This is a genomic window from Rhizobium sp. BT03 (assembly GCF_030053155.1).
Taxonomy (GTDB): Bacteria; Pseudomonadota; Alphaproteobacteria; order Rhizobiales; family Rhizobiaceae; genus Rhizobium.
In genome coordinates, this window is the sequence record NZ_CP125640.1 from 2,811,938 (window position 1) to 2,835,960 (window position 24,023).

21 protein-coding genes and 1 riboswitch are annotated in these 24,023 nt (G+C 62.1%); of the genes, 15 read left to right on the top strand and 6 right to left on the bottom strand.

Translation table 11 applies throughout. The features are described 5' to 3' along the window. Window positions 1-17: 17 nt before the first annotated feature. Window positions 18-173, bottom strand: coding sequence for a DUF3309 family protein (locus tag QMO80_RS13775; protein WP_003543790.1), 156 nt, complete (start codon window positions 171-173; stop codon window positions 18-20). 794 nt (window positions 174-967) lie between these two features. Between QMO80_RS13775 and QMO80_RS13780 the strand changes: the two genes are divergently transcribed. The 5 genes from QMO80_RS13780 to QMO80_RS13800 all read left to right on the top strand — a co-directional run bounded on the left by QMO80_RS13780 (window position 968) and on the right by QMO80_RS13800 (window position 7,677). Further along, window positions 968-4,177, top strand: coding sequence for a helicase-related protein (locus tag QMO80_RS13780; protein WP_283197084.1), 3,210 nt, complete (start codon window positions 968-970; stop codon window positions 4,175-4,177). A 2-nt stretch (window positions 4,178-4,179) separates the two neighbouring features. Then, complete coding sequence (locus QMO80_RS13785) at window positions 4,180-4,584, top strand: RNA-binding S4 domain-containing protein (RefSeq protein WP_283197085.1); 405 nt, start codon at window positions 4,180-4,182, stop codon at window positions 4,582-4,584. A gap of 194 nt (window positions 4,585-4,778) precedes the next feature. Then, window positions 4,779-5,117: a ferredoxin FdxA gene (fdxA, locus tag QMO80_RS13790; protein ID WP_049733327.1), complete on the top strand. Its 339-nt coding sequence runs from the start codon at window positions 4,779-4,781 to the stop codon at window positions 5,115-5,117. Between the two features lie 748 nt (window positions 5,118-5,865). Next, window positions 5,866-6,438 carry a CarD family transcriptional regulator gene (locus QMO80_RS13795; RefSeq protein WP_003543775.1) on the top strand — a complete coding sequence of 191 codons (573 nt, stop codon included), beginning with the start codon at window positions 5,866-5,868 and terminating at the stop codon, window positions 6,436-6,438. Window positions 6,439-6,813: 375 nt separating this feature from the next. Continuing rightward, entirely contained in the window at window positions 6,814-7,677 is an 864-nt protein-coding gene (locus QMO80_RS13800) for an RNA polymerase factor sigma-32 (RefSeq protein ID WP_012559312.1), read from the top strand. Window positions 7,678-7,776: 99 nt separating this feature from the next. Here the strand turns inward: QMO80_RS13800 and QMO80_RS13805 are convergent, their stop codons facing one another. After that, the gene (locus tag QMO80_RS13805) at window positions 7,777-9,321 is read right to left on the bottom strand and encodes a M48 family metalloprotease (RefSeq protein ID WP_283197086.1); all 1,545 of its coding nucleotides are present in this window, start codon (window positions 9,319-9,321) and stop codon (window positions 7,777-7,779) included. A 387-nt stretch (window positions 9,322-9,708) separates the two neighbouring features. Next, entirely contained in the window at window positions 9,709-11,247 is a 1,539-nt protein-coding gene (locus tag QMO80_RS13810; RefSeq protein WP_283197087.1) for an MDR family MFS transporter, read from the bottom strand. A 116-nt stretch (window positions 11,248-11,363) separates the two neighbouring features. Between QMO80_RS13810 and QMO80_RS13815 the strand changes: the two genes are divergently transcribed. The 4 genes from QMO80_RS13815 (at window position 11,364) to QMO80_RS13830 (ending at window position 15,181) form a co-directional block, all read left to right on the top strand. After that, window positions 11,364-11,891, top strand: a complete 528-nt coding sequence (locus QMO80_RS13815; protein WP_283197088.1) for a MarR family winged helix-turn-helix transcriptional regulator — start codon at window positions 11,364-11,366, stop codon at window positions 11,889-11,891. A 61-nt stretch (window positions 11,892-11,952) separates the two neighbouring features. Beyond that, on the top strand, window positions 11,953-12,609 hold the full coding sequence (locus QMO80_RS13820; RefSeq protein WP_283197089.1) for a thiamine diphosphokinase: 657 nt from the start codon (window positions 11,953-11,955) through the stop codon (window positions 12,607-12,609). Window positions 12,610-12,612: 3 nt separating this feature from the next. Continuing rightward, a complete protein-coding gene (locus QMO80_RS13825) occupies window positions 12,613-14,433 on the top strand; it encodes an ABC-F family ATP-binding cassette domain-containing protein (protein WP_283197090.1) in 1,821 nt (606 codons plus the stop codon). Window positions 14,434-14,551: 118 nt separating this feature from the next. Next, window positions 14,552-15,181, top strand: coding sequence for a hypothetical protein (locus tag QMO80_RS13830; RefSeq protein ID WP_283197091.1), 630 nt, complete (start codon window positions 14,552-14,554; stop codon window positions 15,179-15,181). Between the two features lie 29 nt (window positions 15,182-15,210). On the opposite strand, the gene QMO80_RS13835 is transcribed toward QMO80_RS13830, so the two are convergent. The 3 genes from QMO80_RS13835 to QMO80_RS13845 form a co-directional block, all read right to left on the bottom strand. After that, on the bottom strand, window positions 15,211-15,507 hold the full coding sequence (locus tag QMO80_RS13835; RefSeq protein ID WP_283197092.1) for a type II toxin-antitoxin system RelE/ParE family toxin: 297 nt from the start codon (window positions 15,505-15,507) through the stop codon (window positions 15,211-15,213). Further along, window positions 15,504-15,752 carry a type II toxin-antitoxin system ParD family antitoxin gene (locus QMO80_RS13840; protein ID WP_283197093.1) on the bottom strand — a complete coding sequence of 83 codons (249 nt, stop codon included), beginning with the start codon at window positions 15,750-15,752 and terminating at the stop codon, window positions 15,504-15,506. The genes QMO80_RS13835 and QMO80_RS13840 overlap by 4 nt, the downstream gene beginning before the upstream one ends. A 119-nt stretch (window positions 15,753-15,871) precedes the next feature. Next, the gene (locus tag QMO80_RS13845) at window positions 15,872-17,734 is read right to left on the bottom strand and encodes an ABC transporter ATP-binding protein/permease (protein WP_283197094.1); all 1,863 of its coding nucleotides are present in this window, start codon (window positions 17,732-17,734) and stop codon (window positions 15,872-15,874) included. Between the two features lie 155 nt (window positions 17,735-17,889). Then, window positions 17,890-17,967, top strand: a riboswitch (SAM riboswitch). A gap of 49 nt (window positions 17,968-18,016) precedes the next feature. On the opposite strand from QMO80_RS13845, the gene metA reads away from it, so the two are divergent. From metA to QMO80_RS13875, 6 genes are all read left to right on the top strand, one after another. After that, window positions 18,017-18,940 (top strand): homoserine O-succinyltransferase, encoded by a 924-nt coding sequence (gene metA, locus QMO80_RS13850; protein ID WP_283197095.1) that lies wholly within the window; start codon window positions 18,017-18,019, stop codon window positions 18,938-18,940. A 93-nt stretch (window positions 18,941-19,033) separates the two neighbouring features. Beyond that, the gene (locus tag QMO80_RS13855; protein ID WP_283197096.1) at window positions 19,034-20,056 is read left to right on the top strand and encodes an aldose epimerase family protein; all 1,023 of its coding nucleotides are present in this window, start codon (window positions 19,034-19,036) and stop codon (window positions 20,054-20,056) included. Between the two features lie 148 nt (window positions 20,057-20,204). Next, a complete protein-coding gene (locus tag QMO80_RS13860; protein ID WP_283197097.1) occupies window positions 20,205-20,978 on the top strand; it encodes a GntR family transcriptional regulator in 774 nt (257 codons plus the stop codon). Next, window positions 20,975-22,006 carry an SIS domain-containing protein gene (locus QMO80_RS13865; protein ID WP_283197098.1) on the top strand — a complete coding sequence of 344 codons (1,032 nt, stop codon included), beginning with the start codon at window positions 20,975-20,977 and terminating at the stop codon, window positions 22,004-22,006. Before QMO80_RS13860 ends, QMO80_RS13865 begins: the two co-directional genes overlap by 4 nt. Then, window positions 22,006-23,157, top strand: a complete 1,152-nt coding sequence (gene nagA, locus QMO80_RS13870; RefSeq protein ID WP_283197099.1) for an N-acetylglucosamine-6-phosphate deacetylase — start codon at window positions 22,006-22,008, stop codon at window positions 23,155-23,157. The genes QMO80_RS13865 and nagA overlap by 1 nt, the downstream gene beginning before the upstream one ends. Before the next feature lie 118 nt (window positions 23,158-23,275). Beyond that, a complete protein-coding gene (locus QMO80_RS13875; protein WP_283197100.1) occupies window positions 23,276-24,004 on the top strand; it encodes an SIS domain-containing protein in 729 nt (242 codons plus the stop codon). Window positions 24,005-24,023 lie beyond the last annotated feature (19 nt).

Genomic DNA, 24,023 nt, shown 5'->3' on the forward strand with positions numbered 1-24,023 from the left:
CCCAGGTTTGTTGGCCTTTAGATGCGGCCCATGAGTACAAGGATAATGATAATCACGAGAACTAGCCCCAAACCGCCAGAAGGTCCATAGCCCCAGCCACGGCTATAACCCCAATTCGGCAAGGCTCCGATCAAGAGCAGAATGAGGATCACAAGAAGTATCGTGCCAAGCATGGTGTTTTTCCTTCATTTCGTCCGCAATCTGAATGGACGAGAAACACGCATTGGCGATTTTTGTTCCCGGTTAAGCCAGGAAATGTGTCGCGTCTTGACCTGCGCCCCATCGAAACTTGCTCCTATGGTTAAAAAATCCTTTGAATACAACATGTTGCGGTGAACAAAGCGAGAAGGTCCCGATGTCGCCGATTCGTCAGCGATTCGTTCCGTTTTTGATCGGGACGCCGCCATCGCCCCTTCGATCTTAACGAAATCTGAATCCGTCTTCCTAGAGATTAATGCCCATGGGATAAGGCGGAACAGGGAAAGCCATCGGCGATCCGCATCTAGCGCATGGACTGAATTTCGCCACCAGATGTGGCCGTGAACGAAAGGCGAAAACGGCAGGGTCAGCGATTCGTCGCCGATTCGTTCCGGCTTTGGTCGGTAGGTTAATTTCGGGCACAATTTTCGATTGTCCGCCGGCGGACGGAATCATTGTTCGCGACGACGAAAATGCGAAGAGGAGGGAGTCCGGCGATTCAGCATCTAGTGGGAAAAAGTGATTCAAAATCAATACTTAGCCGTGAACAAAAGCTGAATCAGCAGGAGTCAGCGATTCGTCGCTGATTCGTTCTCACGCTGTTCCGAATCGCAGATCCGGGCGCTCCGCGCGACTCGCAAAGGTCGTATTCCCCGAAGCATTTTGAAATCTGCCCTTGCGTTTGCGGCGGCGGCTGTCCATGTGTTCTCTGGCTTCCCTCGCGGAAGCACTCTATTCCTGGGGGCTGCCCGCCTCATTTGCATGGACCATGACTCTGACTTCGCAGCCGATGATTCTGAGCGGACGCGGTGTAACCGCGGTGCTTGGGCCGACCAATACCGGTAAAACCCATTATGCCATCGAGCGCATGGTTGCGCACGGGACCGGCGTGATCGGCCTGCCGCTCCGGCTGCTGGCGCGCGAAGTCTATACGCGGGTGGTGGAGAAGGTCGGCGCGCAGAACGTGGCGCTGGTCACCGGCGAGGAAAAGATTTCGCCGCCCAATGCGCGTTTTTCGGTCTGCACCGTCGAGGCGATGCCGCGCGAGACCAAGGCCGCCTTCGTCGCAATCGACGAGGTGCAGCTCGCCGGCGATCTCGAACGCGGCCATATCTTTACCGACCGGATCCTGCATCTTCGCGGCCGCGAGGAAACGCTGCTGCTTGGTGCTGCGACGATGCAGCCGATCCTGCAGCAGCTCCTGCCCGGCATTACGATCGTCGAGCGGCCGCGGCTTTCGCATCTTTTCTACGCCGGGCAGAAGAAGATCACCCGGCTGCCGCAGCGCTCGGCCATCGTCGCCTTCTCGGCCGACGAGGTCTATGCCATCGCCGAGCTCATCCGCCGGCAGCGCGGCGGCGCGGCCGTCGTGCTCGGCGCGCTCAGCCCGCGCACCCGCAATGCACAGGTCGCGCTTTATCAGGCCGGCGATGTCGAATATCTGGTGGCGACCGATGCGATCGGCATGGGCCTCAACCTCGATGTCGATCATGTCGCCTTCGCCCAGGACCGGAAATTCGACGGCTACCAGTTCCGCAATCTCAATCCGGGCGAACTCGGCCAGATCGCCGGGCGTGCCGGGCGGCACGTGCGCGACGGTACCTTCGGCGTCACCGGACAGGTCTCGCCCTTCGACGAGGAACTGGTCCAGCGCATCGAGGGGCACGAATTCGACAACGTCAAGGTTTTGCAGTGGCGCACGACCGAGATGGACTTCTCCTCGATTCAATCCCTGCGGGCAAGCCTCGAGGCCGGGCCGCGCGTGCCGGGGCTGACGCGGGCGCTGCCTGCGGTCGACCAGCAGGCGCTCGAACAGCTTTCACGTTATCCCGAGGTCATCGACCTTGCCGACAGGCCGGCTCGCGTCGAAAAACTCTGGGAGGCTTGCGCGCTTCCCGACTATCGGCGTATCACCCCGGCACAACATGCCGATCTTATCTCGACCCTCTTTTCCGATCTCGTCCGCTATGGCACGGTGAATGAGCAATTTCTTGCGGAGCAGGTTCATCGCTCCGATCGGACAGATGGGGAAATTGACACGCTTTCGGCGCGAATCGCGCAGATAAGAACCTGGACCTATGTTTCGAATCGGCCCGGTTGGCTTGCCGATCCGACACACTGGCAGGAAAAGACGCGGGAAATCGAAGATCGATTGTCCGACGCGTTACATGAAAGGTTGACGAAACGCTTTGTTGATCGCAGGACATCTGTGCTCATGAAGCGCCTGAGAGAGAATGCGATGCTGGAAGCTGAAATCAGTGTGAATGGCGATGTCTTCGTTGAAGGACATCATGTAGGGCAATTGAGCGGATTCCGTTTCACGCCGGTGGCGGGAACGGACGGACCGGATGCCAAGGCGGTTCAGGCTGCGTCGCAGAAAGCGCTCGCGCTCGAATTCGAGGCCCGTGCGGCGCGAATCCATGCCGCCGGCAACAGCGACCTGGCGATCGGCTCGGATGGGTTGATCCGTTGGATCGGCGACCCGGTGGCGCGGCTTTCGGGCAGCGATCACGTCATGCGTCCGCGCGTGATTCTGCTGGCCGACGAACAGTTGACGGGCAATGCCCGCGATCATGTCGCCGCCCGTGTCGAGCGCTTCGTCAATCATCATATCAGCACGGTGCTGAAGCCGCTCGACGATCTGTCGCGCGCCGAGGACCTGCAGGGTCTGGCCAAGGGGCTTGCCTTCCAGCTCGTCGAGAATCTCGGCGTGCTGTTCCGCCGCGACGTGACCGAGGAAGTCAAGTCGCTCGACCAGGAGGCACGCGCCTCGATGCGCCGCTACGGCGTGCGTTTCGGCGCTTACCATATTTTCGTCCCGGCGCTTCTGAAGCCGGCGCCGGCCGAGCTCATCACGCTGCTCTGGGCGCTGAAGAACGACGGTCTGGACAAGCCGGGCTATGGTGATCTCATTCCGGTGCTGGCTGCCGGCCGTACCTCCGTGGTCACCGATCCGAGCTATGAGCGGATGTTCTACAAGCTCGCCGGCTTCCGCTTCCTCGGCAAGCGCGCGGTGCGCATCGACATTCTCGAACGGCTTGCCGATATCATCCGTCCGCTGCTGCAGTGGAAGCCGGGTCAGAGCAACCGTCCGGAGGGCGCCTATGACGGTCGCCGCTTCACGACGACGACGGCGATGCTGTCGATCCTCGGCGCGACGCTCGAGGACATGGAAGAAATCCTCAAGGGTCTCGGCTATCGCGCCGATGCCGTGAAGGCGGAAGAAGCATCGGCCCATCTTGCGACGCAGGATGCGGCCTCAGTGCCGGCTGCCACCGCGGAAACGCCCGCCGACGAGACGGCCGAAAAGGCCGATCACGACGATGCCGACGGCGCGGCGGAAGAGACTGCCGCCGAGCCATCCGCAACCGAGGCGGCTTCGGCTGATGTCGATACGCCCGCGGCGGAAGCAGTGGAAACCGCAGCTCCCGATGAAGCCTCCGCTCCCGCGGAGACGGCATCCGCGCCTGAGGAAGCGGCATCCGCTTCCGGGGAAGCCGGCGAGCCGGTGGAACCGAAGCCGGTTCTTCTGTGGCGTCTCGGTGGCCGCAACGACAATCAGCGCCAGGCGCGCGGCGGGCATGGCGAACGCCGTGGCGGCCAGGGCCAGGAGCGCGGTCAGAACCAGGAACGCGGCGAGCGCAATCGCCGGCCGGGCGGCGGTGAAGGCGGCGAGGGCAATCGCGGCGGCGAAGGTCGCGACAATAATCGTCACAACCGCGGCAAGGACGGCGGCGGCCGCGATGGCGGCCGGCCGCAGCAGGCGAGAGGCGACCGCAACAACCAGCCACGGGGCGACCAGCCGCGCGGCGACCGGCAGGACCGCAAGGAACGCGGCGAGCGCAATGACCGCAACAACAACCGCGGCGGTTCGCAGCCGCTGCGCTTCGAGGCCAAGCCGCCGCGCAAGGAGAAGCCGATCGATCCGGATTCACCTTTCGCCAAGCTCGCGGCTCTCAAGGAGCAGATGAAGAAGTAATCATGAGCGGGGAGACACAGCCGACAAGCGGTTCGCGCCAGCGCATCGACAAGTGGCTGTTCTTCGCGCGCATGGCGAAGTCGCGCTCGTTGGCGCAGAGCCATATCCAGTCGGGCCATGTGCGCATCAATGGCGAGCGCTGCAACCATCCGAGCCAGATGGTCAAGCCGGGCGATCGGATCGAACTGGCGCTGGAGCGGCGCGACGTCGTTCTCATCATGCGCCTTGCCGGCGAGCGTCGCGGCCCCTACGAGGAAGCCCGCCTGCTCTACGAGGACCTGTCGCCGCCGCCCGATGAGGCAAAACGCCTCACCCCCTACGAGCAGGCGATCCGGGCGACCGGCACCGGCCGTCCGACGAAAAAGGAACGACGCGCAATCGACAGGCTGATGTCGGACGAGGATTAGAAAACTCTGCCCGCGGCGGCGGCTTTTGCAGATCGTTTATCCTTGAAATCCGGCGTTAAAGCCGATACGTCACTGACAACCTGCCGGAAGCGTGCTTGCCTCCCAAGCCAGCCCACGCTTTTCCTCCGGCACGGGGATAGGCGCGACGTTCCAGGTTGCCCGGCCCCCATTCGCATGGAATCCTGGAGTTCTTCATGACCTATGTCGTGACCGACAATTGCATCAAGTGCAAATACACCGATTGCGTGGAAGTCTGCCCCGTCGACTGCTTCTATGAGGGCGAGAATTTCCTCGTCATTCATCCCGACGAATGCATCGATTGCGGCGTCTGCGAACCCGAATGTCCCGCCGAGGCGATCAAGCCGGATACCGAGCCGGGCCTCGACAAATGGCTGAAGATCAACACCGAATATGCCTCCATCTGGCCGAATATCACGGTCAAGAAGGATCCGTTGCCGGAGGCCAAGGAGATGGATGGCGAGACCGGAAAGTTCGAGAAGTATTTCTCGGAAAAACCCGGTTCCGGCGATTGAGACGGCGGCCATAATCGGCCGCCGGATTCGGGCGGCCGTGGGGTAAAACGTTTGGAGCCTTTCCTGGTCAGATTGAAGCATTCTGCCCGAGCAGGTTTTCGTCAGGGCAGAGGCGATTGGCGAAGGGCATACCCCTTGGTACGGCCGAGCCGATCGCCTCTGATCCTGGCGGAAAGATGCCCGGCCCACCGGCCGCACTGCTTCGCCGTGGCGAAGCGATAAGTGCGTCCGGCGTTTCCTGAGTCTTGAAGATTTGCCAGGCAAATCTGCGGGAGGGTTGGCTGAAACGGGCCGGCTGATCGACCGGCCGGCTTGGCCGTAGAGCCGGGCTACGACGCGCGCCGGCCGGTCGACCATCCGACTCCGTTTGAGCCAACAGAATGCTGCAATCTGACCAGGAAAGGCTCCAAAAGCTGCGTGAGGAATATGGGTGACATGTGTTGCCCGCATGACTCAAGCGAAGCAAATTATTGATTTCCTCATATTTTTATGATAGGTTTTGCATACTGTTCCATTTGTGGCATGACGCATGCCCAAAACCATCACGAAAGCAAAACAAATCCGTACGCGGTTTCCGTGACATATCAACGCTTTGAGCGCCGGGTCCCAAGATCGTGCGCAAGAAGTTCTTTGCTTTTGCCCGATGGGACCAGAGTGAAGTCACCCGACGGATACTACCGTCTCACCCGGGCCTGACTGACCCGGCTCCGGCCGCCGCCGGAAGCGTAACAGGGAGTTTTTGAATAGAATGACGACTCAGCAGAAAAAGCCTTCCACAGCTCGCCATGGCTTCAAGACCGGTGAATCGATCGTCTACCCCGCTCACGGCGTCGGTACCATCACCGCTATCGAAGAGCAAGAAGTTGCCGGCATGAAGCTCGAACTTTTCGTTATCGATTTCGAAAAGGACAAGATGCGGCTGAAGGTTCCGGTCGCCAAGGCGATGAGCATCGGCATGCGCAAGCTTTCGGAAACGGATTTCGTCGAGCGTGCATTGAAGGTCGTGCAGGGCAAGGCGCGCGTCAAGCGCACCATGTGGTCCCGCCGCGCCCAGGAATATGATGCCAAGATCAATTCCGGCGATCTGATTTCCATCGCTGAAGTCGTGCGCGATCTCTATCGTGCCGAGAACCAGCCCGAACAGTCCTATTCCGAGCGCCAGCTTTATGAGGCTGCGCTCGACCGCATGGCGCGCGAAATCGCCGCCGTCAACAAGATGTCGGAAACCGAAGCCGTCCGCCTCGTCGAGACCAATCTCAACAAGGGTCCGAAGCGCGGCAAGGCGATCGAAGAAGACGATTCGCAGGACGAAGCCGCCTAAGGCGCTTCAGTTTTCCCCTATCAAAAAACCCGGCGCAAGCCGGGTTTTTTATTGGAACTTTTTCCCGACTGCCGCGTTTAACACACGTAATTGCGGACTGCTCGTGGGGCAAGGCCTCGACGGGCGAACTGCTATTCCGTCAATGTTCGATGAGGAGCGGATCATGCCTTTTCAATATTGCCCATCCGGCAAGGTGAAGAAACAGGTCCGGCCCAGCCGTCTTACCGGCACATGATGAGAACTAGGGCCTCCCCCTGAAAAGTCCAGGGGCGAGGTCTTTATGCATTCAGAACCCCATTCAGTCCGGACAGCGATGTTCCGGAAGGTGCGTTTTATTGTTCATTTAGGGCGAGAGGCCTGTTTCAGGAGATCGAAATGAAGAACATGTCTGCAGACCGGCGCATGATCAAGATCGCGATGGCCGCCCCCTATCTCGCCCGTCAGGAAGAACATGATCTCGCCATCCGCTGGAAGGATCATGACGACCGCGGCGCGCGCAATCAGATCGCCATGGCCCATATGCGGCTCGTCATATCCATGGCGGGCAAGTTCCGCAATTTCGGCCTGCCGATGAGCGATCTCGTGCAGGAGGGCTATGTCGGCCTTCTGGAGGCCGCCGCCCGCTTCGAGCCGGAACGCGACGTGCGCTTTTCCACCTATGCAAGCTGGTGGATCAGGGCGTCGATCCAGGATTATATCCTGCGCAACTGGTCGATCGTGCGCGGCGGCACGAGCTCGGCGCAGAAGGCGCTGTTCTTCAATCTGCGCCGCCTGCGCGCCAAGCTCGCCAAGGGCGACACGCAGCTGACGCTGCAATCCATTCACCAGGAAATCGCCGCCGCACTCGGCGTCAGCCTTGCCGATGTGCAGACCATGGATGCCAGGCTTTCCGGCAACGACGCCTCGCTGCAGGCGCCTTCGGTCTCCGGCGATGCCGAGAGCGCGGAGAAGATGGACTTCCTCGTCAGCGATGATCCGCTGCCGGACGAGCAGGTTTCCAACATGATCGACGGCGAGCGCCGCCGCGTCTGGCTCGCCTCGGCGCTGAAACATCTCAACGAACGCGAGATGAAGATCATCAGCGCCCGGCGTCTGGCCGAAGACGGCGCCACGCTCGAAGAACTCGGCGCCGATCTCGGTATTTCCAAGGAGCGCGTGCGGCAGATCGAAAGCCGGGCGATGGAGAAGCTCCGCAGCGCGCTGGTCAGCGCCGATCCGCACATGGCGGCCTACGCTTAGACAAGCGCTACAGCGCCCGTAACGCGTCGAGAGACGCACTGCGGGGTAAAACTCATTCCCTCCAGCAGCACTGACTCGCCCGGCGCAAGCCGGGTTTTTTTATTCGGCGATGATCTTGACGCGATCGCCTGGCGAGACGGCTGCGCCGGTGGGCAGGGCATTGATGAGTTTGAAGAGATCGAGCTTGCGGTCGGTGCCCATCATGCGGGCGGCGAGCGTCGAAATGTTTTCGCCCGGCCGGACGGTAACGACGCGGATGCGCAGCGGCTTCAGCGAGGCCGCCTCTGCCGGCGTCATGCGCCGGAAACTCGCGCGCAGGACATTGGCCGTCGGCTCGAGCGCCTCGCTGCCTTTCGGCACGGCGGTCAGGAAACGGAAGATCTGCGAATTGTTGCGGATCACGGTGACGTCGAAATCCCAGCGGTCGGCGCTTGCGCGCGCGGTGGCCGCTTCCATGCCGTTGATCGTGACCGGCTGGATGGTCGACGGGTCGAGGCCGGTCACCCAGCCGCTGGAGATATAGTTGGTGAGGCTCTGGTTCTGATTGTCGGCGACGCCATCGAAGCGGACGGCGATGTCGTTCGGGCCGGTGGCCATCACCGCTTCGACCTTGTTGTCGATGTGGAAGTCAGGCGGCACGTCGAAACGGATGCCGAGGCCGCCATGCAGGAAGGTCTGGCCGCGCACATAGCCTTCCTCGGGGCTGTCGCCGTAGAGCAGGCCGTCTATGCCGTCGAGATAATAGTCGCGGCCCTTGTCGCCGACCGAACCTTCCTGGCCGAAGGCGCGCGCATGGGTGCGGGCAAGCTCGATGCGCTGCGCCGAATTCGGATGGCTCGACAGGAAGTCGAGGCTCTGGTCGGCTTCCGGATCGACCGACATGAAGCGGCTGTAGGCCGCCATGGAATCGAGGAAACGGGCGGCGGCATAGGGGTCGTAGCCGGCTTCGCCGAGCATGCGCACGCCGATGACATCGGCCTGCAGTTCCTGCTGACGCGAGAAGGCGGCGAGCCGCAGCTTGCCGCGGGCCAGCGCCTGCTTGCCGGCAATATCGCTGGAGAGGACCTCGGCGACGACGCGGCTGGCGATGACCTCGGCCTCCTCGCGCTTCTGCCGCTCGATGCCGTGGTTCGCCGTCACATGGCCCATCTCGTGCGACAGCACGGCGGCGACCTCCGACGCATCGTTGGCCAGCGCAAGCAGGCCGCGGGTGACGTAGAGATAACCGCCCGGCAGCGCAAAGGCGTTGATCGCCGGTGAATTCAGGATGGTGATACGGTAGGACTGGCTCGGATTTTCCGACACCGCCGTCAACGCACCGGCGATGCGGGCGACGAGGCGCTCGGTCTTGGCGTCCTTGTATTCGCCGCCGTAGCTCGCCACGATGCGCGGATGTTCGCGGGCGCCCATCGCCGCGCGCGGGTCGTTTTTCTGCACCTCGTCGACGATCTGCGGATTGGAAGAGGGCGAGACGCTCGGCTGATAGGATTGCTCGATCAGCGTCTGACAGCCATTCAGCGCCATCGCGACGGCCGAGAGCAGCATCAGGCGACGCGCGAAGCGCCGGAGCGCGAAAATGGCATCACTGGAAAGCGCGGGCGATTTCCACGTCGTCAAGCTATCCAGTCTGGTTCTCCGCATCATGTCGCTGTTTTGCCGGTTCGCCGCAGGTTGGCACCGACCGTGGCAAGGGGAATTCAACAGGTGCGCACCCCTGATCTCGCGCTGCACAATCGGCCGATACAAGTCCTTGCTGTAGCTGATTTCCGCATCGGTTGCATAGCGAGACTCTGTTTAAATGTGGCAGCGTTGCATTTTGGCAAGCCTCGGGCGTTCAGGCCCTTCTTCGCTCGGATGAAATTATGGCGAAAGTTCCGTCACGAAGCGGAGATTCGTCGGCGGCGCGGAAAAAGAACGGTCTGATTGAAGCAACCCAGCCGATAGCGGCAGCGACGCGAGAAAATTGCAATCCCTGATAGATGCTCCGCGGAAGGAGCGCCTTGGGATGAGGTATCTGCGGGTCCGATTCGGTTATTCCGCGGCTTCCGCCGTCGCCGGTTGCGGCATCTTCGCCTCGCCGGCGCGGGGCAGTTGCACAGGCTTCAGCATGATGGCGGCCGCAAGGCCGATCAGCGCAATGGCGCAGGCGGTCATGAACAGCGGCGAGAAGGCGGCGGCATAGATATCGGCGACGGTCTGGCGGCTTGCTTCGGGAAGGGAGGCCATCATCTTCGGCGTCAGCTGTTCGATATCGGCGACACCGGGAATGGAGACGCCGACCTTGCCGATCTCGGAAGCGACGATGGCGCCATAGATCGAAATGGCGATCGACGCGCCTCCCATGCGCGACAGCGTCACCGAGCCGGTGGCGGCGCCGACGTCGCGGGCGGGTGCTGCATTCTGCACGCCGATGACCGGAACCTGCTGGGCAAGGCCGATGCCGATGCCATGCAGCATCATGATCGCGCCGATGAAAGCGATCGGCGTTCCCGCGTGGATCTGCGACATCAGTGCGAAGGCGATGGCGCTGCAGGTCAGGCTTGCAATGGCGAAGGGCTTGTAGCGGCCGGTCTTTGAGATGATCCGGCCCGCGGACAGCGATCCGCAGACGAGGCCGCCTGTGAGAAGGATGAAGAGAAGGCCGGCGGCAGAAGGCGAAAGGCCGGTGGTGGTCTGCAGAAAGAGCGCGAGATAGTTGACCATGCCGATGGCGATGGCACCGCCCATGATCGAGATCACCAGGAGCAGGCTGAAGGTCGAATTGCGAAAAAGCTCCAGCGGCACGATCGGCTCCGGCGCGCGGCGCTCGACGAACACCCAGGTGACGGCGCAGACGAGGCCGAAGGCGACGATGCCGATACTCTGCGGCGAGACCAATGCGCCGAACAATTCGCTGCTGTCGGTGGCGAGCACGATGCTGGTCGTCGTCAGGGCGAGCAGCAGCGCACCGGCATAATCGATCCTGGGGCGGCGATGCGGCTTGCGATAGGGCAGCATGAAGGCGAGACCGGTAAGGACGATGACGCCGATCGGCACGTTGACGAGGAAGATCGAGCGCCAGCCGAAAAGATCGCTCATCGTGCCGCCGAGCACCGGACCGATCGCGCCCGACGCCATCAGCACCAGGCTGGAATAACTCTGGTAGCGCGCCCGCTCGCGCGGCTCGAACAGATCGGCGTTGACGGCGAAGATCGACACCATGATGCCGCCGCCGCCGAGACCCTGCAGGACGCGGGCGGCGATCAGCGTATTCATCGAAACCGCGAGGCCGCAGACCGCCGAGCCGACGGTGAAAATCATGATCGCCGTCATCATCACATATTTGCGGCCGAAGAGATCGCCGAGCTTGCCATAGAGCGGCATGACGGCGCTGAGCGACAGGAGATAGGCCGAGCCGATCCAGCCGAAACGTTCGAGATGGCCGAATTCACCGACGATTGTCGGCAGTGCCGTGGAAACGATCTGATTGTCCAGCGTCGCCATGAACATGGCCGTCATCAGGAAGAAGAAGAGGATAAGCCGGCGACGAGGATCCGTCACGAGCGGCGCAGGCGCGAGTTGCATGTCCATGGGAGCATCATTCCGATCTGGTGGATAATTTATGTGCCATCAGCATATAATTGTCAATGGCACATTAATGACATCGGCATATTCAATTTCCGCTCCCGCTCTGTTATGCTGTCGCTATGAATGAAGCCCTGACCAGGATCCTGTCCAACAGCCCGGCCGAGCCGGATGACGAAAACGTGTCTCTCATCGGCCGGAGCATGGCGCGTATGCGGCTGATGACCGGGCGGCGGCTGATCGGCCGGCTGGCGATCCAGAGCGCCGCACCGGGTCTCGAGCTTTCGCATCTCGATGTGCTCGATGCCGTGCGCAGGGCGCAGCCTGCCGGCGAGGTGACGGTCGGCATGATCGCGGAGATGCTGCGCATCGATCCGTCGCGGGCAAGCCGGGTGGTGGCCGAGATGGTGACCCGCAACGTGCTGCGCCGCGAGGCCTCGCAGGCCGATGCGCGGCGGATCGTCGTGGTCATGACGGCGGCGGGCGAGGCGCTGCTTGCAGAAATCCGCGCACAGAAAATTGCGATCATCTCCGAGATCGTTTCCGATTGGCCCGAAGAGGATGTCGATCGCTTCGCGACCCTGTTCGATCGCTTCATCGGCGGTTACGAGGCGATCTTCCTGTCGCGCGATAAGGATACGCCGGGCTGAGGTGAACGCCGCCGCTCCGTCGGCGCCCCTTCCCCTCCACCCCCCGTTTGCGCTAAGGGCAATGCCCATGAGCCAATCCACCTTTACCATTCTGCTCGGCGGCGAACTCGGCCTGACGGAGCGCTTGCGCCATGCCGTCGGCCGCAGCCGCTTCATCGCGGCCGACGGCGGTATGCGGCATGCGGCGGCACTCGGTGTCACGCCGGAGCTCTGGGTCGGCGATTTCGATTCGACATCTGATGATCTCGCAGGTGCCTTTCCCGATGTACCGAAACAGCCCTATCCCGCGGCAAAGGCGGCGACGGACGGCGAAATTGCCGTGTCGGAAGCGATTGCGCGGGGTGCGCGGCGGCTGATCCTGGCCGGAGCGCTTGGCGGCGAACGCTCGGACCACGCGCTTCAGCATCTGCTGTCGGCCGTCAGTCTGGCGGAAGAGGGTTTCGACGTGCTGCTGACCTCGGGCAAGGAGGAAGCGGTGCCGCTGCTGGCCGGGACGATCGAGCTGGATCTTCCCAAGGACAGCCTGTTTTCCGTGCTCGGGTTCAGCGCGCTGACCGGGCTTTGCATCGACAATGCGCGTTATCCGCTGGCGGATTTCCATCTGCCTTTCGGCTCGTCGCGCACCATTTCCAATGTCGCGGAAGGCAGGGTTCGCTTTTCGCTCCGCAGCGGCCGGGCGATCGTGCTCGCCAGGCCCTACGATCTTTCCGGAGTCTGATTTTTGGCCCCTCCCATTCTGAAACTCGACGATATCTTCCTGAGCTTCGGCGGCGCACCGCTTCTGGCGGGTGCCAGCCTGCAGATCGAACCGGGTGACAAAATCTGTCTCGTCGGCCGCAACGGCTCGGGAAAATCGACGCTTCTGAAGATCGCCGCCGGCCTGGTCGAGGCGCAGTCCGGCGAGGTCTTCCGCCATCCGTCCTCGACGGTGCGTTATCTCGAGCAGGCGCCGGATTTTGCCGGCTTCAACACCGTCCAGGCCTATGCCGAGGCCGGCCTCGGGCCGGGCGACGACCCCTATCGCGTCACCTATCTGCTGTCCCATCTCGGGCTGACCGGCGAGGAAGATCCGAGAAATCTTTCCGGCGGCGAATCGCGCCGCGCCGCCCTTGCCCGCGTGATGGCGCCGGAGCCCGACATTCTCCTGCTCGACGAGCCGACCAACCATCTCGACCTTCCCACAATCGAATGGCTGGAAGGCGAGCTGCAGAAGACGCGCAGCGCTTTGGTGCTGATCTCGCACGACCGGCGTTTCCTCGAAAAGGTCTCGACGGCAACTGTCTGGCTCGACCGCGGCACCTCGCGCCGGCTCGACAGGGGATTTTCGCATTTCGAGGCCTGGCGCGACCAGGTGCTGGAGGCCGAGGAGCTGGAGCAGCATAAGCTCGGCAAGGCGATCGAGCGCGAGGAGCACTGGCTGCGTTATGGCGTCACGGCGCGGCGCAAGCGCAACATGCGCCGCCTCGGCGAACTGCAGACGATGCGCTCGCAATATCGCGGCCACAAGGGGCCGCAGGGCACGGTGCAGGCGACGGCTTCGGATGCGCAGGAATCCGGCAAGCTGGTCATCGAGGCCGACAAGATCACCAAGAGCTTCGGCGACCGGCCGATCGTCACGCCCTTCTCGATCCGGGTGCATCGCGGCGATTGCATCGGTCTGGTCGGCCCGAACGGCGCCGGCAAGACGACGCTCTTGAAGATGCTGACCGGGCAGCTTTCGCCCGATAGCGGCACGATAAAGCTCGGCACCAATCTGGAGATCGCGATCCTCGACCAGAAGCGCGAGGATCTCGACCCGGAGGACACGCTCGCCAATTATCTGACCGATGGACGCGGCGAAAACCTGCTCGTCAACGGCGAGCAGCGCCATGTGACCGGCTACATGAAGGAGTTCCTGTTCCAGCCGGAACAGGCGCGCACGCCGATCAGGAGCCTCTCCGGCGGCGAACGCGCCCGGCTGATGCTGGCGCGCATTCTGTCGCGCCCTGCGAACCTGCTGATCCTCGACGAACCCACCAACGATCTCGACATCGAAACGCTCGACCTGCTGCAGGAGATCGTCGCCGGTTTTCCCGGAACCGTCATTCTCGTCAGCCATGACCGCGATTTCCTCGACCGCACCGTGACCTCGACGATCGCACCCGCCGTGCCGGATGCACCTGACGGCCGCTGGATCGAATATGCCGGCGGCTATTCCGACATGCTTGCCCAGCGCAAGGGCGCGCTCGAGGAGCGCAAGCGAGCCGAGAAGGCGGCGGAGAAGCCGAAACCGCAGGAGGCGGCGCCTTCTGGAGGAGGCTCGAAGAGCAAGCTTTCCTTCAAGCAGAAATTCGCGCTGGACAATTTGCCGAAGGAGATGGCGAAAGCCGAAGCCGAGATCGCCAAACGCGAACAGGTGATGGCCGATCCCAATCTCTTTACGCGCGATGCGGCTGCCTTCAACCGGCTTGCCAGCGAGATGGAGGAGCTGCGCGCCAGCCTCACTGAGATGGAAGAGCAGTGGCTGGAACTCGAAATGCTGCGGGAAGAGCTGGAAGGCTGAGTTTCCCGGGCTCGACGGCTCACCTTTCGTTGATTCGCTAGTGTATCCCCAGTCGGCATAAGGTGCCGTCCGGCGGCCGGGGATAGCGCCGATCGCAATGGCGACAAGGAAAAGTCATATGTCTCGCAAGCCCCATTCCCATTTTTTCAGAACACTTGCCGCCGGTGGCTTTGTCGCGCTTGTCTTCTCACAGGTCGCGCAGGCGCAGGATGGCGAACGCGTTCGCATCCGCGGCGCCATCGAAAGCCTCAGCGGCGATCAGCTCGTCGTCAGAACGCGCGAAGGCAGCGAGGCGACGATCACGCTGAAAGCCGGCTGGAAGGTCGGCGGCGTCAAACAGGCCTCGGTCGAGGATATCAAACCCGGCGATTTCGTCGGGGTTGCCTCGCTGCCGAAAGGCAGCGGCCCGGATGGGGCGATCGAGGTGCTGATCTTTCCGGCGTCGATGAAGGGGACCGGCGAGGGCAACCGCCCCTGGGATGCGCAGCCGAACAGCCAGATGACCAACGCGACCGTCAGCAATGCCGTCAAATCCGTCGACGGCCATACGATCACGCTGACCTACCAGGGCAAGGAAAAGACCATCACGATTGCCGACGGCACGCCGATCGTGACCTTGGCGCCCGCGACCAAGGACGATCTGATGGCCGGCGCCGGTGTCATCGTCACCGGCGAGAAAGCGGCGGACGGCAGCATTTCGGCCAGCCAGGTTGCCGTCGGCCTCAACGGCATCACGCCGCCGATGTGACGTCGATTCAGAAGGAAATGGCCATAAAGTCAGCTTTGTGCAAAGAGGCTTTGCCAATTCTCTCGCCCATGCAACACACGGACAATCAGGATATCCTCCTCTCGGATCACATAAGCGATCATATGCGCATGATGAGGATGAAGCCGTATCGGCGGATTTAGCTCGCGTCGCTCGCGTGCCATTTGTGGATTATCAGCCAGCAATTCGAACGCGCGGAATAAATCGTCGACATAACGCTCTGATTGCGGCAAGCCAAACTGATTGGCGCCGAGAACATAGATGTCAACGATGTCATAATCCGCTTCAACGGTTGTCCGATATTTCATACACGCCGCGCTGCCAGTCGCTCGCGCGCCACCTGAAGAATATCGTCTTTAGAACGATCACTGAGACCGCTTTCCAACCCGTCCGTGATCAAACGCTGCAATTCCACCAATTTGTCCGACCGCTCTTGATCGCGCCGTATTAGGTCACGGACGTAATCGCTCGCATTGCTGTAGCGCCCAGTTTTGGTTTGCGAATCTACCCATTCCTTCATTGGATCGGGCAGGGACACATTCATCGTTGCCATAGAAAGTACCTCATTGAACCGTTTATGGCACATTTTGGCAAAGATTGCATCATCAGTGGCATACAAGCGAGATTTTTGCTGCAGTTCGCGAACATGGGAATGACGCTTTTCAGCTGCCTTTAAAGCGCCGGCGCGGGCATGGCGGCGGCGCCCGTACCGGCGCTGGCGCCTGGACGGGCGGCTTGCTGCTCTTGCTGTGGTTCCTCGGATTTTGACGGCAGCGCCTGCAGATGCAGCACGCGCGGCTTCAAGATCTCGAGATAGGCCTCGGAGCGGCCGATATAGATCATGCCGCTTTCGGGCAGAGAGGTGAGCAGCCCGGCCATGGTTTCCTGCCATTCCGGCTCCATGCCCTCAAGCACTTCGTCGAAAATGATCCAGCGCGGACGCACGAGAAGCAGGCGGGCGAAGCCGATTGCCTTCTGTTCGTCGCTGTCGAGCAGTTTGTCCCAGCGGGCGCGGGTATCGAGCCTTGAGATCAGCGAATGCAAGCCGGCCTTCTCGAGGGCTGCCTCGACGGCTGATTTCTCGTAGGCATCGGGGCTTTCGGGGAAGGCCAGCGCCTCACGCAGCGTGCCGCCGGGGATATAGGCGATCTGCGGGACGAACAGCATGTCGTCGATCGGCGGCAGGCCCATCGTGCCGCTGCCGCACGGCCAGAGGCCGGCCATCGCCTGGAAGAGCAGCTTGCGGTTGACGCTGTGATCGCCGTTGATCATGATCTTTTCGCCTGATTTGATCACCACGTCGGTTTCGCGCAGGCGGAAGCCGCCGCATTCCTCGATGTCTTCGCCGATCTTGGCGACGATCACCACGTCTTTCAGGGTCAGTGTGTCGGCCGCGGTGTCTTCATAAGTGATGCCGTCCTTCAGCTCGAAGTCCTCGTCGGTCTCGAGCAGCGCCTGGCGGAAGTCGGTGACGCGCATGAGGGTGGCGCGCCATTCGGCGATCGGGCCGAAATTGGCGACATACCAGCGCAGCGCCGTATTGACCTGGTTGAAGGCGCCGACCGACATCATCAGCTGACCAAGTGTCAGGCCGCCGGAGAAATAGGCGGGCGCGGCGACGATGATCGGAATGACGATCACCAGCCAGCCATAGCCGGCCGACACCCAGGTGAGGTTGGTATTGGCCATGGCGAGCCGCTTGACGACTCTCAGCACCGAGCTGATGTCGGTGTTGATGCGCCGGCGCTCATTCTCCTCGCCGCGGGCGACGGTGATCGCCGGCATGTTCTCGTTGGCATGCATCAGGGTGAAGCGAAGCTCGGCCTCCTTCGAGAAGCGGTCGGCATTGAGCTTAACCAGCTTGCGGCCGACGACCTGGCTCAGCACCGAGGCGGAGGCGGCGTAGAAAATCGCCGCCCAGACCATGTAGCCGGGAATCGAGAAGCTGTGGCCGCTGATGTGGAAGATGAAACCGCTGGAAAGCTCCCAGAGCACGCCGATGAAACTGACGAGAAGAATGGTCGCCTGTAGCAGGCCGAGAACGAGCCCCGTCGTGCTTTCGGCGAGGTTGCGGGAATCCTCGTGCAAGCGCTGGTCCGGATTGACGCCGATCAGGCCGCTGGAGGCGAGCCGCAGTGCCCGCTTGCGTTTCAGCCACTGATCGACCAGATCGCGCGACAGGCCTTCGCGCATATAGAGCGCCGTCATCTGGTTCAGCCAGGCCTGCAGCACGTTGAGCAGCAGCAGCGTACCGGCGATCATCGCGAAGATTTCGAGCTGATGGAAGAATTCGCCGAGGTCGCGGCGCTCCAGCGAATCGTAGAAGGGGGCGTTCCACTCGTTGAGGATGACCTGGCCATAGGCCGTCGCCAGGATGACGAGGATCAGCACGGTCGCCAGGAACAGCACCTTGCCACGCACTTCAGAATTCCAGAATGCGGAGAACATCACTCCGAGGCGGTAAGTCAGGCTGAGATCATACCCTACCCTATCCTGCCTTCGGATGCCCGGCCTCCCCTCGGTCTTATCTGCCATTACGCTTTTCCAACATCGCCCATGCTTACCATTATTAACATGGTGGCGTTACCGGTCTATCAACAGATTCTATCAGTCATTAAACTGTGATGATGCTTGCATGGGTCGCTGCCGCATGCATTCGGCAGTTGATTCGCGGCTCGACTGGGTCTAATTAAGCATTCCGTGGTGATTTGGCCGGCCGGCTTGCAGCCACGTTAAAAAACTTGCTAAAGGGCCGCGTGCGGACCGGTAGCGATTTTTTTCGCCGCCGGTTTTTTGCTTTTTGATCGAGTGACCGCAATGCCCATCAAGATCCCCGATACGCTGCCCGCCTTCGAAACTCTCGTGCAAGAGGGTGTGCGGGTGATGACCGAGACGCTGGCGATCCGTCAGGATATCCGTCCGCTGCAGATCGGGCTGCTCAACTTGATGCCGAACAAGATCAAGACCGAATTGCAGATGGCCCGCCTCGTCGGCGCCTCGCCGCTGCAGGTCGAGCTGTCGCTGATCCGCATCGGCGGCCACAAGGCGAAGAATACCTCCGAAGATCACCTGCTTGCCTTTTACCAGACCTGGGAGGAGGTGAAGCACCGCAAATTCGACGGCTTCATCATCACCGGGGCGCCGATCGAGCTCCTGCCCTATGAGGACGTTACCTATTGGTCGGAGATGCGGGAGATTCTCGACTGGACGGAAACGAATGTGCATTCGACGATGAACGTCTGCTGGGGCGCGATGGCGGCGATCTATCATTTCCACGGCGTTCCGAAATACGAGCTGAAGGAGAAAGCCTTCGGCGTCTACCGCCACCGCAATCTGAAGCCCTCGTCGATCTATCTCAACGGCTTTTCCGACAATTTCGAAGTGCCGGTGTCGCGCTGGACGGAGGTGCGCCGCGACGATATCGAGAAATCCGACAAGCTGGAAATCCTGATGGAATCCAGCGAGATGGGTGTCTGCCTCGTGCACGAGAAGCGGGGCCGGCGGCTCTACATGTTCAACCATGTCGAATATGATTCCACCTCGCTGTCAGACGAGTATTTCCGCGACGTCAATGCCGGCGTGCCGATCAAGATGCCGCACAATTATTTCCCGCATAACGATCCGGCGCTTGCGCCGCAGAACCGCTGGCGCAGCCATGCGCATCTTTTGTTCGGCAACTGGATCAACGAGATCTACCAGACGACGCCCTTTGACGTGGAGGAGATCGGCACGGATCTGTGAGCGATACCCCTTTCTGATCGCGGCCGGTTGCGGTTTGGGACAAATGCGGGCAGGTTCCGGTCGGATTGCTAGATATCAAACGGACGGTCGATCATGTCGGATAAGTTGGAGCGGGAAGTTTTCGGGCAGACGAAGGCGGGCGAGACAGTCTATCGCGTCGTCATCAAGGGCGGCGGGCTGACGGCCAAGGTCATCACCTGGGGCGCGGTCATCCAGGATCTGCGCCTGGAGGGGCATGACGCGCCGCTGCAGCTCGGTTTTGAGGATTTCGACAGCTACCCGCTTTATTCGGCCTATTTCGGCGCGACACCCGGCCGTTGCGCCAATCGTGTCGGCGGCGGCGCCTTCACGCTCGACGGCAAGGACCACCAGCTCGAGCTGAACGAAAACGGCGTGACGCATCTGCATGGCGGCAGCGACAATATCGCCAAACGCAACTGGACGGTCGTCGAGCATGACGTCGACCGCGTGGTGCTGAAGATCGTCGATCCCGATGGCCGCGCCGGCTATCCCGGCAATTGCACCATCCAGACAACGTATTGGGTGCATGGCAACGGCGAATTGTCGGTGACCTATGAATCGACCAGCGACCAGCCGACGCTCGCCAATGTCTGCCAGCATGCCTATTTCAATCTCGACGGCCGTGAAGACGCGCTTGGCCACGACATCATGATCGCCGCCGACCATTATCTGCCGACCGACGAGAAACAGGTGCCGACCGGCGAGATCCGTTCCGTCGCAGGCACGGAATTCGATTTTCGCGAGATGGCGCCGATGAAGCGTTTCGTCGGCAGCGAACAGGTGATGTACGACCATAATTTCTGCCTATCGCCCGAGCGCACCGCCAAGCGCAGCGTCGCGCTTGCCCGCAGCCTCTATTCCGGTGTGTCGCTTGAGGTGCGCAGCACCGAGCCCGGCGTACAGTTCTATGCCGGCTTCAAGCTCAGTACCGGCGCTCCCGGCCTCGGCGGACGGAAATACGGCCCGTTTGCCGGCTTCTGCCTGGAGACGCAGGTCTGGCCGGACGCCATCAATCACCAGGGTTTCCCGAATGCGGTGCTGCGCCCCGGCCAAGTGCTGCGCCAGGAGACGGATTATATCTTCACCAAGAGCTGACCGTCTTTTTCAGACGCGGCGCTGCGGACGCAGGGCTGTCAAATTTTTTCGCTATGAAAACCTCTCCGCTGCCCCGGGGAGGTTTTTTCTTGCCTGCGTAGGATTTCAGCCTTGCTGATTGGTTCTAAATAGGTTCTATTGCGTGCCTATGGATAGAACCAGTCTGATAGCGGAGCTGAACAGCCGCGGCCTGCGTGACCAGGCGCTGACCGGGCCGCTTTACAAGCGGTTGGCGCAGACGCTGATCGGCCTTATTCAGGAAGGATTGCTGAAGCCCGGCACGGCGCTGCCGGGAGAACGCGATCTTGCCGAGGCCTTGAAGCTCGGCCGCGTCACCGTGCGCACCGCCTATCGCGATCTGATGGCGTCGGGCGCACTGGAATCGCGCCACGGGAGCGGTACTTTCGTATCGAGCAGGGTGGAGCGCATGGAGCAGTCGCTCTGGCGGCTTTCCTCCTTCTCCGCCGACATGCGCTCGCGCGGGCGCCAACCGGCTGCAAAGATCTTGTCGCGGGCCGTCAATACGCCGTCGCCGGAGGAATCCTTCCTGCTCGGCCTTGGCGGCGACGAGCCGGTGCTGCGGCTCGACCGGCTGCGTCTCGCCGACGGCATGCCGCTGGCGATCGAACGCGCCGTGGTGCCGATCAAGTTCCTGGGCGCCGATGCCGGCGGCGAGGGGTCGCTCTACGATGCGCTGACGGCCAGCGGCCACAGGCCGGTACGCGCGCTGCAGCGGCTGACCGCGGTCACACTCGATCCGTCCTCCGCCGCGATCCTGAACGTCAAACCGGGCGCGCCGGCGCTGCTGATCGAACGTGTGTCGCGCCTGGAAGACCAGCGCGTCGTTGAATACACCCGCTCGCACTACCGCGGCGATGCCTATGATTTCGTTGCCGAATTGAGAATCGGAGATGACCTATGAGTGAGAACCAGTCGCTGATGCTGCAGGAAGCCGGCCAATCGCCGGAGGTGGTGGCCACGCTGCTCGAAAAGGAAAAGCCGGTCTTTGCCGAGATCGCCCGGCTGTTTTCATCAGCCCGCCCGAGCGTGGTGACGACGGCTGCGCGCGGTTCCTCGGACCACGCCGCCACCTTCTTCAAATATCTCTTCGAGATCACCTGCGGCGTTCCGGTCGCCTCGGTCGGTCCGTCGATCGCGTCCGTCTACGGTGCCCCACTCCATCTGAAGAGCGGCGTGCATTTCACCGTTTCACAGTCGGGCGCGAGCCCCGATATCGTGGCGCTGCAGGAGGCGGCGAAGAAGGGTGGGGCGACGACGATTGCCGTCGTCAACGTCACCGACAGCCCGCTGGCGAAACAGGCCGATATCGTTCTCGGCCTCAATGCCGGCGCCGAAAAGAGCGTTGCCGCGACGAAATCCTTCATCGCCTCGGTTGCCGCGCTTTCCGGGGTAACGGCTGCGATCGGCGGCGCGTCCGAGCTGCAGGCCGCGTTGGCCAAGCTGCCGGAGGCGCTTTCGGCTACCGCCGGGATCGATACGGCGGCAGCCGAGGAGGTGCTCTTCCACGCGACCTCGCTCTACACGGCCGGCCGTGGCCCGGCATTCGCGATCGCGCTCGAAGCGGCGCTGAAGGCCAAGGAAACCTCCGGCCTGCATGCCGAGGCCTTTTCGCTGGCGGAACTGATGCACGGTCCGATGCGTCTGGTGCAGCCGGGCTTTCCGATCGTCGCCTTTGCGCCCGACGATGCGGCTTTCGCCAATAACGGCCAGGCGCTGGAGCGCCTGCAGAAGCTCGGCGCCACCACCGTCGGGTTCTCCACGCAGCCGCTTTCCGGCGTCAATCTGCGGGTGCCGACCACGGGCAACGGCCTCGTCGATCCGCTGGTATCGCTGCTCGTCTATTACCGGCTGATCGAGTCGGTAACGCGGCGCAAGGGCTTCGATCCCGACAGGCCGGCAAACCTGCTCAAGGTGACGGAGACGGTCTGATGGCCCGCAAGATCTTCACCGGCGCCCGCATCTTCGATGGCGAGCGCTTCCATGACGGCAAGGCGCTCATCGTTGCCTACGGCCGGGTCGAAGCGATCGCTGCTGCAAACGATCTGCCGGATGGCGAGACGGTGCCGCTTGCCGGCGGCGTGCTGTCGGCCGGCTTCATCGATGCGCAGGTCAATGGCGGCGGCGGGCGCATGCTGAACGACGAACCTTCAGCCGCCTCGATGGAGATCATCGCCGGCGGGCACCGGCCCTATGGCACGACATCGCTGCTGCCGACGCTGATCACCGATACGTCAAAGGCATCCATTGCCGCGATCGAGGCCGCGACGGAGGCCGTGAAACTGAACCGCGGCGTCGCCGGCCTGCATCTCGAAGGCCCGCATCTGGCGCCGGCGCGCAAGGGCGCGCATCTGGCCGAACTGATGCGGCCGGTCGAGGACCGCGACGTCAAGGCCTTCATCCGGGCGCGCGAGGCGATCGGCACACTGCTCGTCACCATGGCCGCCGAGCAGGTGACGGTGGCCCAGGTGCGCGAACTCGCAGAAGCCGGCGTCACCGTCAGCATCGGCCATTCCGATTGTTCGAGCGAGGCGGCGGAGGAACGTTTCGATGCCGGGGCGCGTGGGGTCACGCATCTCTTCAACGCCATGAGCCAGATGGGGCATCGCGCGCCGGGCCTCGTCGGCGCGGCGATCGATCATCCCTCGACCTGGTGCGGTATCATTGCCGACGGCCATCACGTCGATCCGAAGGCCTTGCGCACGGCGCTGCGGGCCAAGCGCGGCGAAGGCAAGCTGTTCTTCGTCACCGACGCAATGTCGCTCGTCGGCTCCGAGAAGGATTCATTCACGCTGAACGGGCGCACCGTCCGGCGCGAAAGGGGCGGCTTCTGCTCGAAGCTGGTGCTGTCCGACGGCACGCTCGCCGGTTCCGACGTCGACATGATCTCGACGATCCGTTACGGCGTCACCTATCTCGACCTGACGCTCGCCGAAGCCTTGCGCATGGCGACCCTTTATCCGGCACGCTTCCTCCGGCTTGCCGACCGCGGCCACCTTTCGCCGGGCGCGCGCGCCGATCTCGTCCATCTCACCGATGCACTCACGGTTACCACCACCTGGCTTGCCGGCGAAGCGGCCTGACACCAAGAGCGGTTCAGCTTTCAACGAAGCGCAGAACCGCTCTAACCTTTTGCTTTTACGCAATTCCGGACGGAAAACCGCTTCGCACTTTTCCTGGAATTGCTTTAGGAGACGTGGCATGACTGATATCACCGATGCCTATTTTTCCAATCTGATCGGTCGGCTGGAGACGTTGAAGCAGGCACTTGCCGAGCCGATGGCGCAGGCAGCGTCGGTGATCCTCGATACGGCCCGTGGCGACAAGCGCGTCTATGTCTTCGGCACCGGCCATTCGCATATGCTAGCGGAAGAGGTGCACTATCGCGCCGGCGGGCTCGCCTTCACCGTGCCGGTGCTCGTCGGCTCGGCGATGCTGCACGAGGGAGCGGTCATCAGCTCGGTCTATGAACGGACCCAGGGCCTGGTGCGGCCGATGCTGGAGCGCTACGGTATGCAGCCGGGCGATGTCATCATCATCGCCTCCAATTCGGGCGTGAACGCAGCGCCGATCGAGGCGGCCGACTATGCGCATGAGATCGGCGCCAAGGTGATCGCCATCACTTCGATCGCCTATTCCTCAGCGATCGCCAATGGCCGCCGGCGGCTTGCCGAGGTCGCCGATATCGTGCTCGACAATGGACTGCCGCCGGGCGACGCCGTTGTCGATCTGGAAGGCACCGGGCTTCGGGTCGGGCCGGTTTCCACGGCGGTCGGGGTGACTGTCATCAATGCGATCTTCGCCGAAGTCGCCTCGGAGCTTTCCAAATCAGGCGATGCCCCGGTTTATCTCAGCGCCAATATGCCGGGTGCCGCCGAGATCAATCAGAAGCTCGTCAAGAAATACCGGCCGCGCAACCCGCATCTCTGAGAGAGAGGATAAAAGGCCT

Excerpts from the sequence above, each read along its gene's own strand:
- QMO80_RS13855 (WP_283197096.1), top strand. The coding sequence starts at position 19,034 with ATGTCGGATAAGTTGGAGCGGGAAGTTTTCGGGCAGACGAAGGCGGGC.
- QMO80_RS13810 (WP_283197087.1), bottom strand. The coding sequence starts at position 11,247 with ATGGACATGCAACTCGCGCCTGCGCCGCTCGTGACGGATCCTCGTCGC.
- QMO80_RS13775 (WP_003543790.1), bottom strand. The coding sequence starts at position 173 with ATGCTTGGCACGATACTTCTTGTGATCCTCATTCTGCTCTTGATCGGA.
- QMO80_RS13805 (WP_283197086.1), bottom strand. The coding sequence starts at position 9,321 with ATGATGCGGAGAACCAGACTGGATAGCTTGACGACGTGGAAATCGCCC.
- QMO80_RS13845 (WP_283197094.1), bottom strand. The coding sequence starts at position 17,734 with ATGGCAGATAAGACCGAGGGGAGGCCGGGCATCCGAAGGCAGGATAGG.
- nagA (WP_283197099.1), top strand. The coding sequence starts at position 22,006 with ATGGCCCGCAAGATCTTCACCGGCGCCCGCATCTTCGATGGCGAGCGC.
- QMO80_RS13840 (WP_283197093.1), bottom strand. The coding sequence starts at position 15,752 with ATGGCAACGATGAATGTGTCCCTGCCCGATCCAATGAAGGAATGGGTA.
- QMO80_RS13865 (WP_283197098.1), top strand. The coding sequence starts at position 20,975 with ATGAGTGAGAACCAGTCGCTGATGCTGCAGGAAGCCGGCCAATCGCCG.
- QMO80_RS13795 (WP_003543775.1), top strand. The coding sequence starts at position 5,866 with ATGACGACTCAGCAGAAAAAGCCTTCCACAGCTCGCCATGGCTTCAAG.
- QMO80_RS13815 (WP_283197088.1), top strand. The coding sequence starts at position 11,364 with ATGAATGAAGCCCTGACCAGGATCCTGTCCAACAGCCCGGCCGAGCCG.
- QMO80_RS13875 (WP_283197100.1), top strand. The coding sequence starts at position 23,276 with ATGACTGATATCACCGATGCCTATTTTTCCAATCTGATCGGTCGGCTG.
- metA (WP_283197095.1), top strand. The coding sequence starts at position 18,017 with ATGCCCATCAAGATCCCCGATACGCTGCCCGCCTTCGAAACTCTCGTG.
- QMO80_RS13785 (WP_283197085.1), top strand. The coding sequence starts at position 4,180 with ATGAGCGGGGAGACACAGCCGACAAGCGGTTCGCGCCAGCGCATCGAC.
- QMO80_RS13835 (WP_283197092.1), bottom strand. The coding sequence starts at position 15,507 with ATGAAATATCGGACAACCGTTGAAGCGGATTATGACATCGTTGACATC.
- QMO80_RS13860 (WP_283197097.1), top strand. The coding sequence starts at position 20,205 with ATGGATAGAACCAGTCTGATAGCGGAGCTGAACAGCCGCGGCCTGCGT.
- QMO80_RS13780 (WP_283197084.1), top strand. The coding sequence starts at position 968 with ATGACTCTGACTTCGCAGCCGATGATTCTGAGCGGACGCGGTGTAACC.
- QMO80_RS13820 (WP_283197089.1), top strand. The coding sequence starts at position 11,953 with ATGCCCATGAGCCAATCCACCTTTACCATTCTGCTCGGCGGCGAACTC.
- fdxA (WP_049733327.1), top strand. The coding sequence starts at position 4,779 with ATGACCTATGTCGTGACCGACAATTGCATCAAGTGCAAATACACCGAT.
- QMO80_RS13830 (WP_283197091.1), top strand. The coding sequence starts at position 14,552 with ATGTCTCGCAAGCCCCATTCCCATTTTTTCAGAACACTTGCCGCCGGT.
- QMO80_RS13800 (WP_012559312.1), top strand. The coding sequence starts at position 6,814 with ATGAAGAACATGTCTGCAGACCGGCGCATGATCAAGATCGCGATGGCC.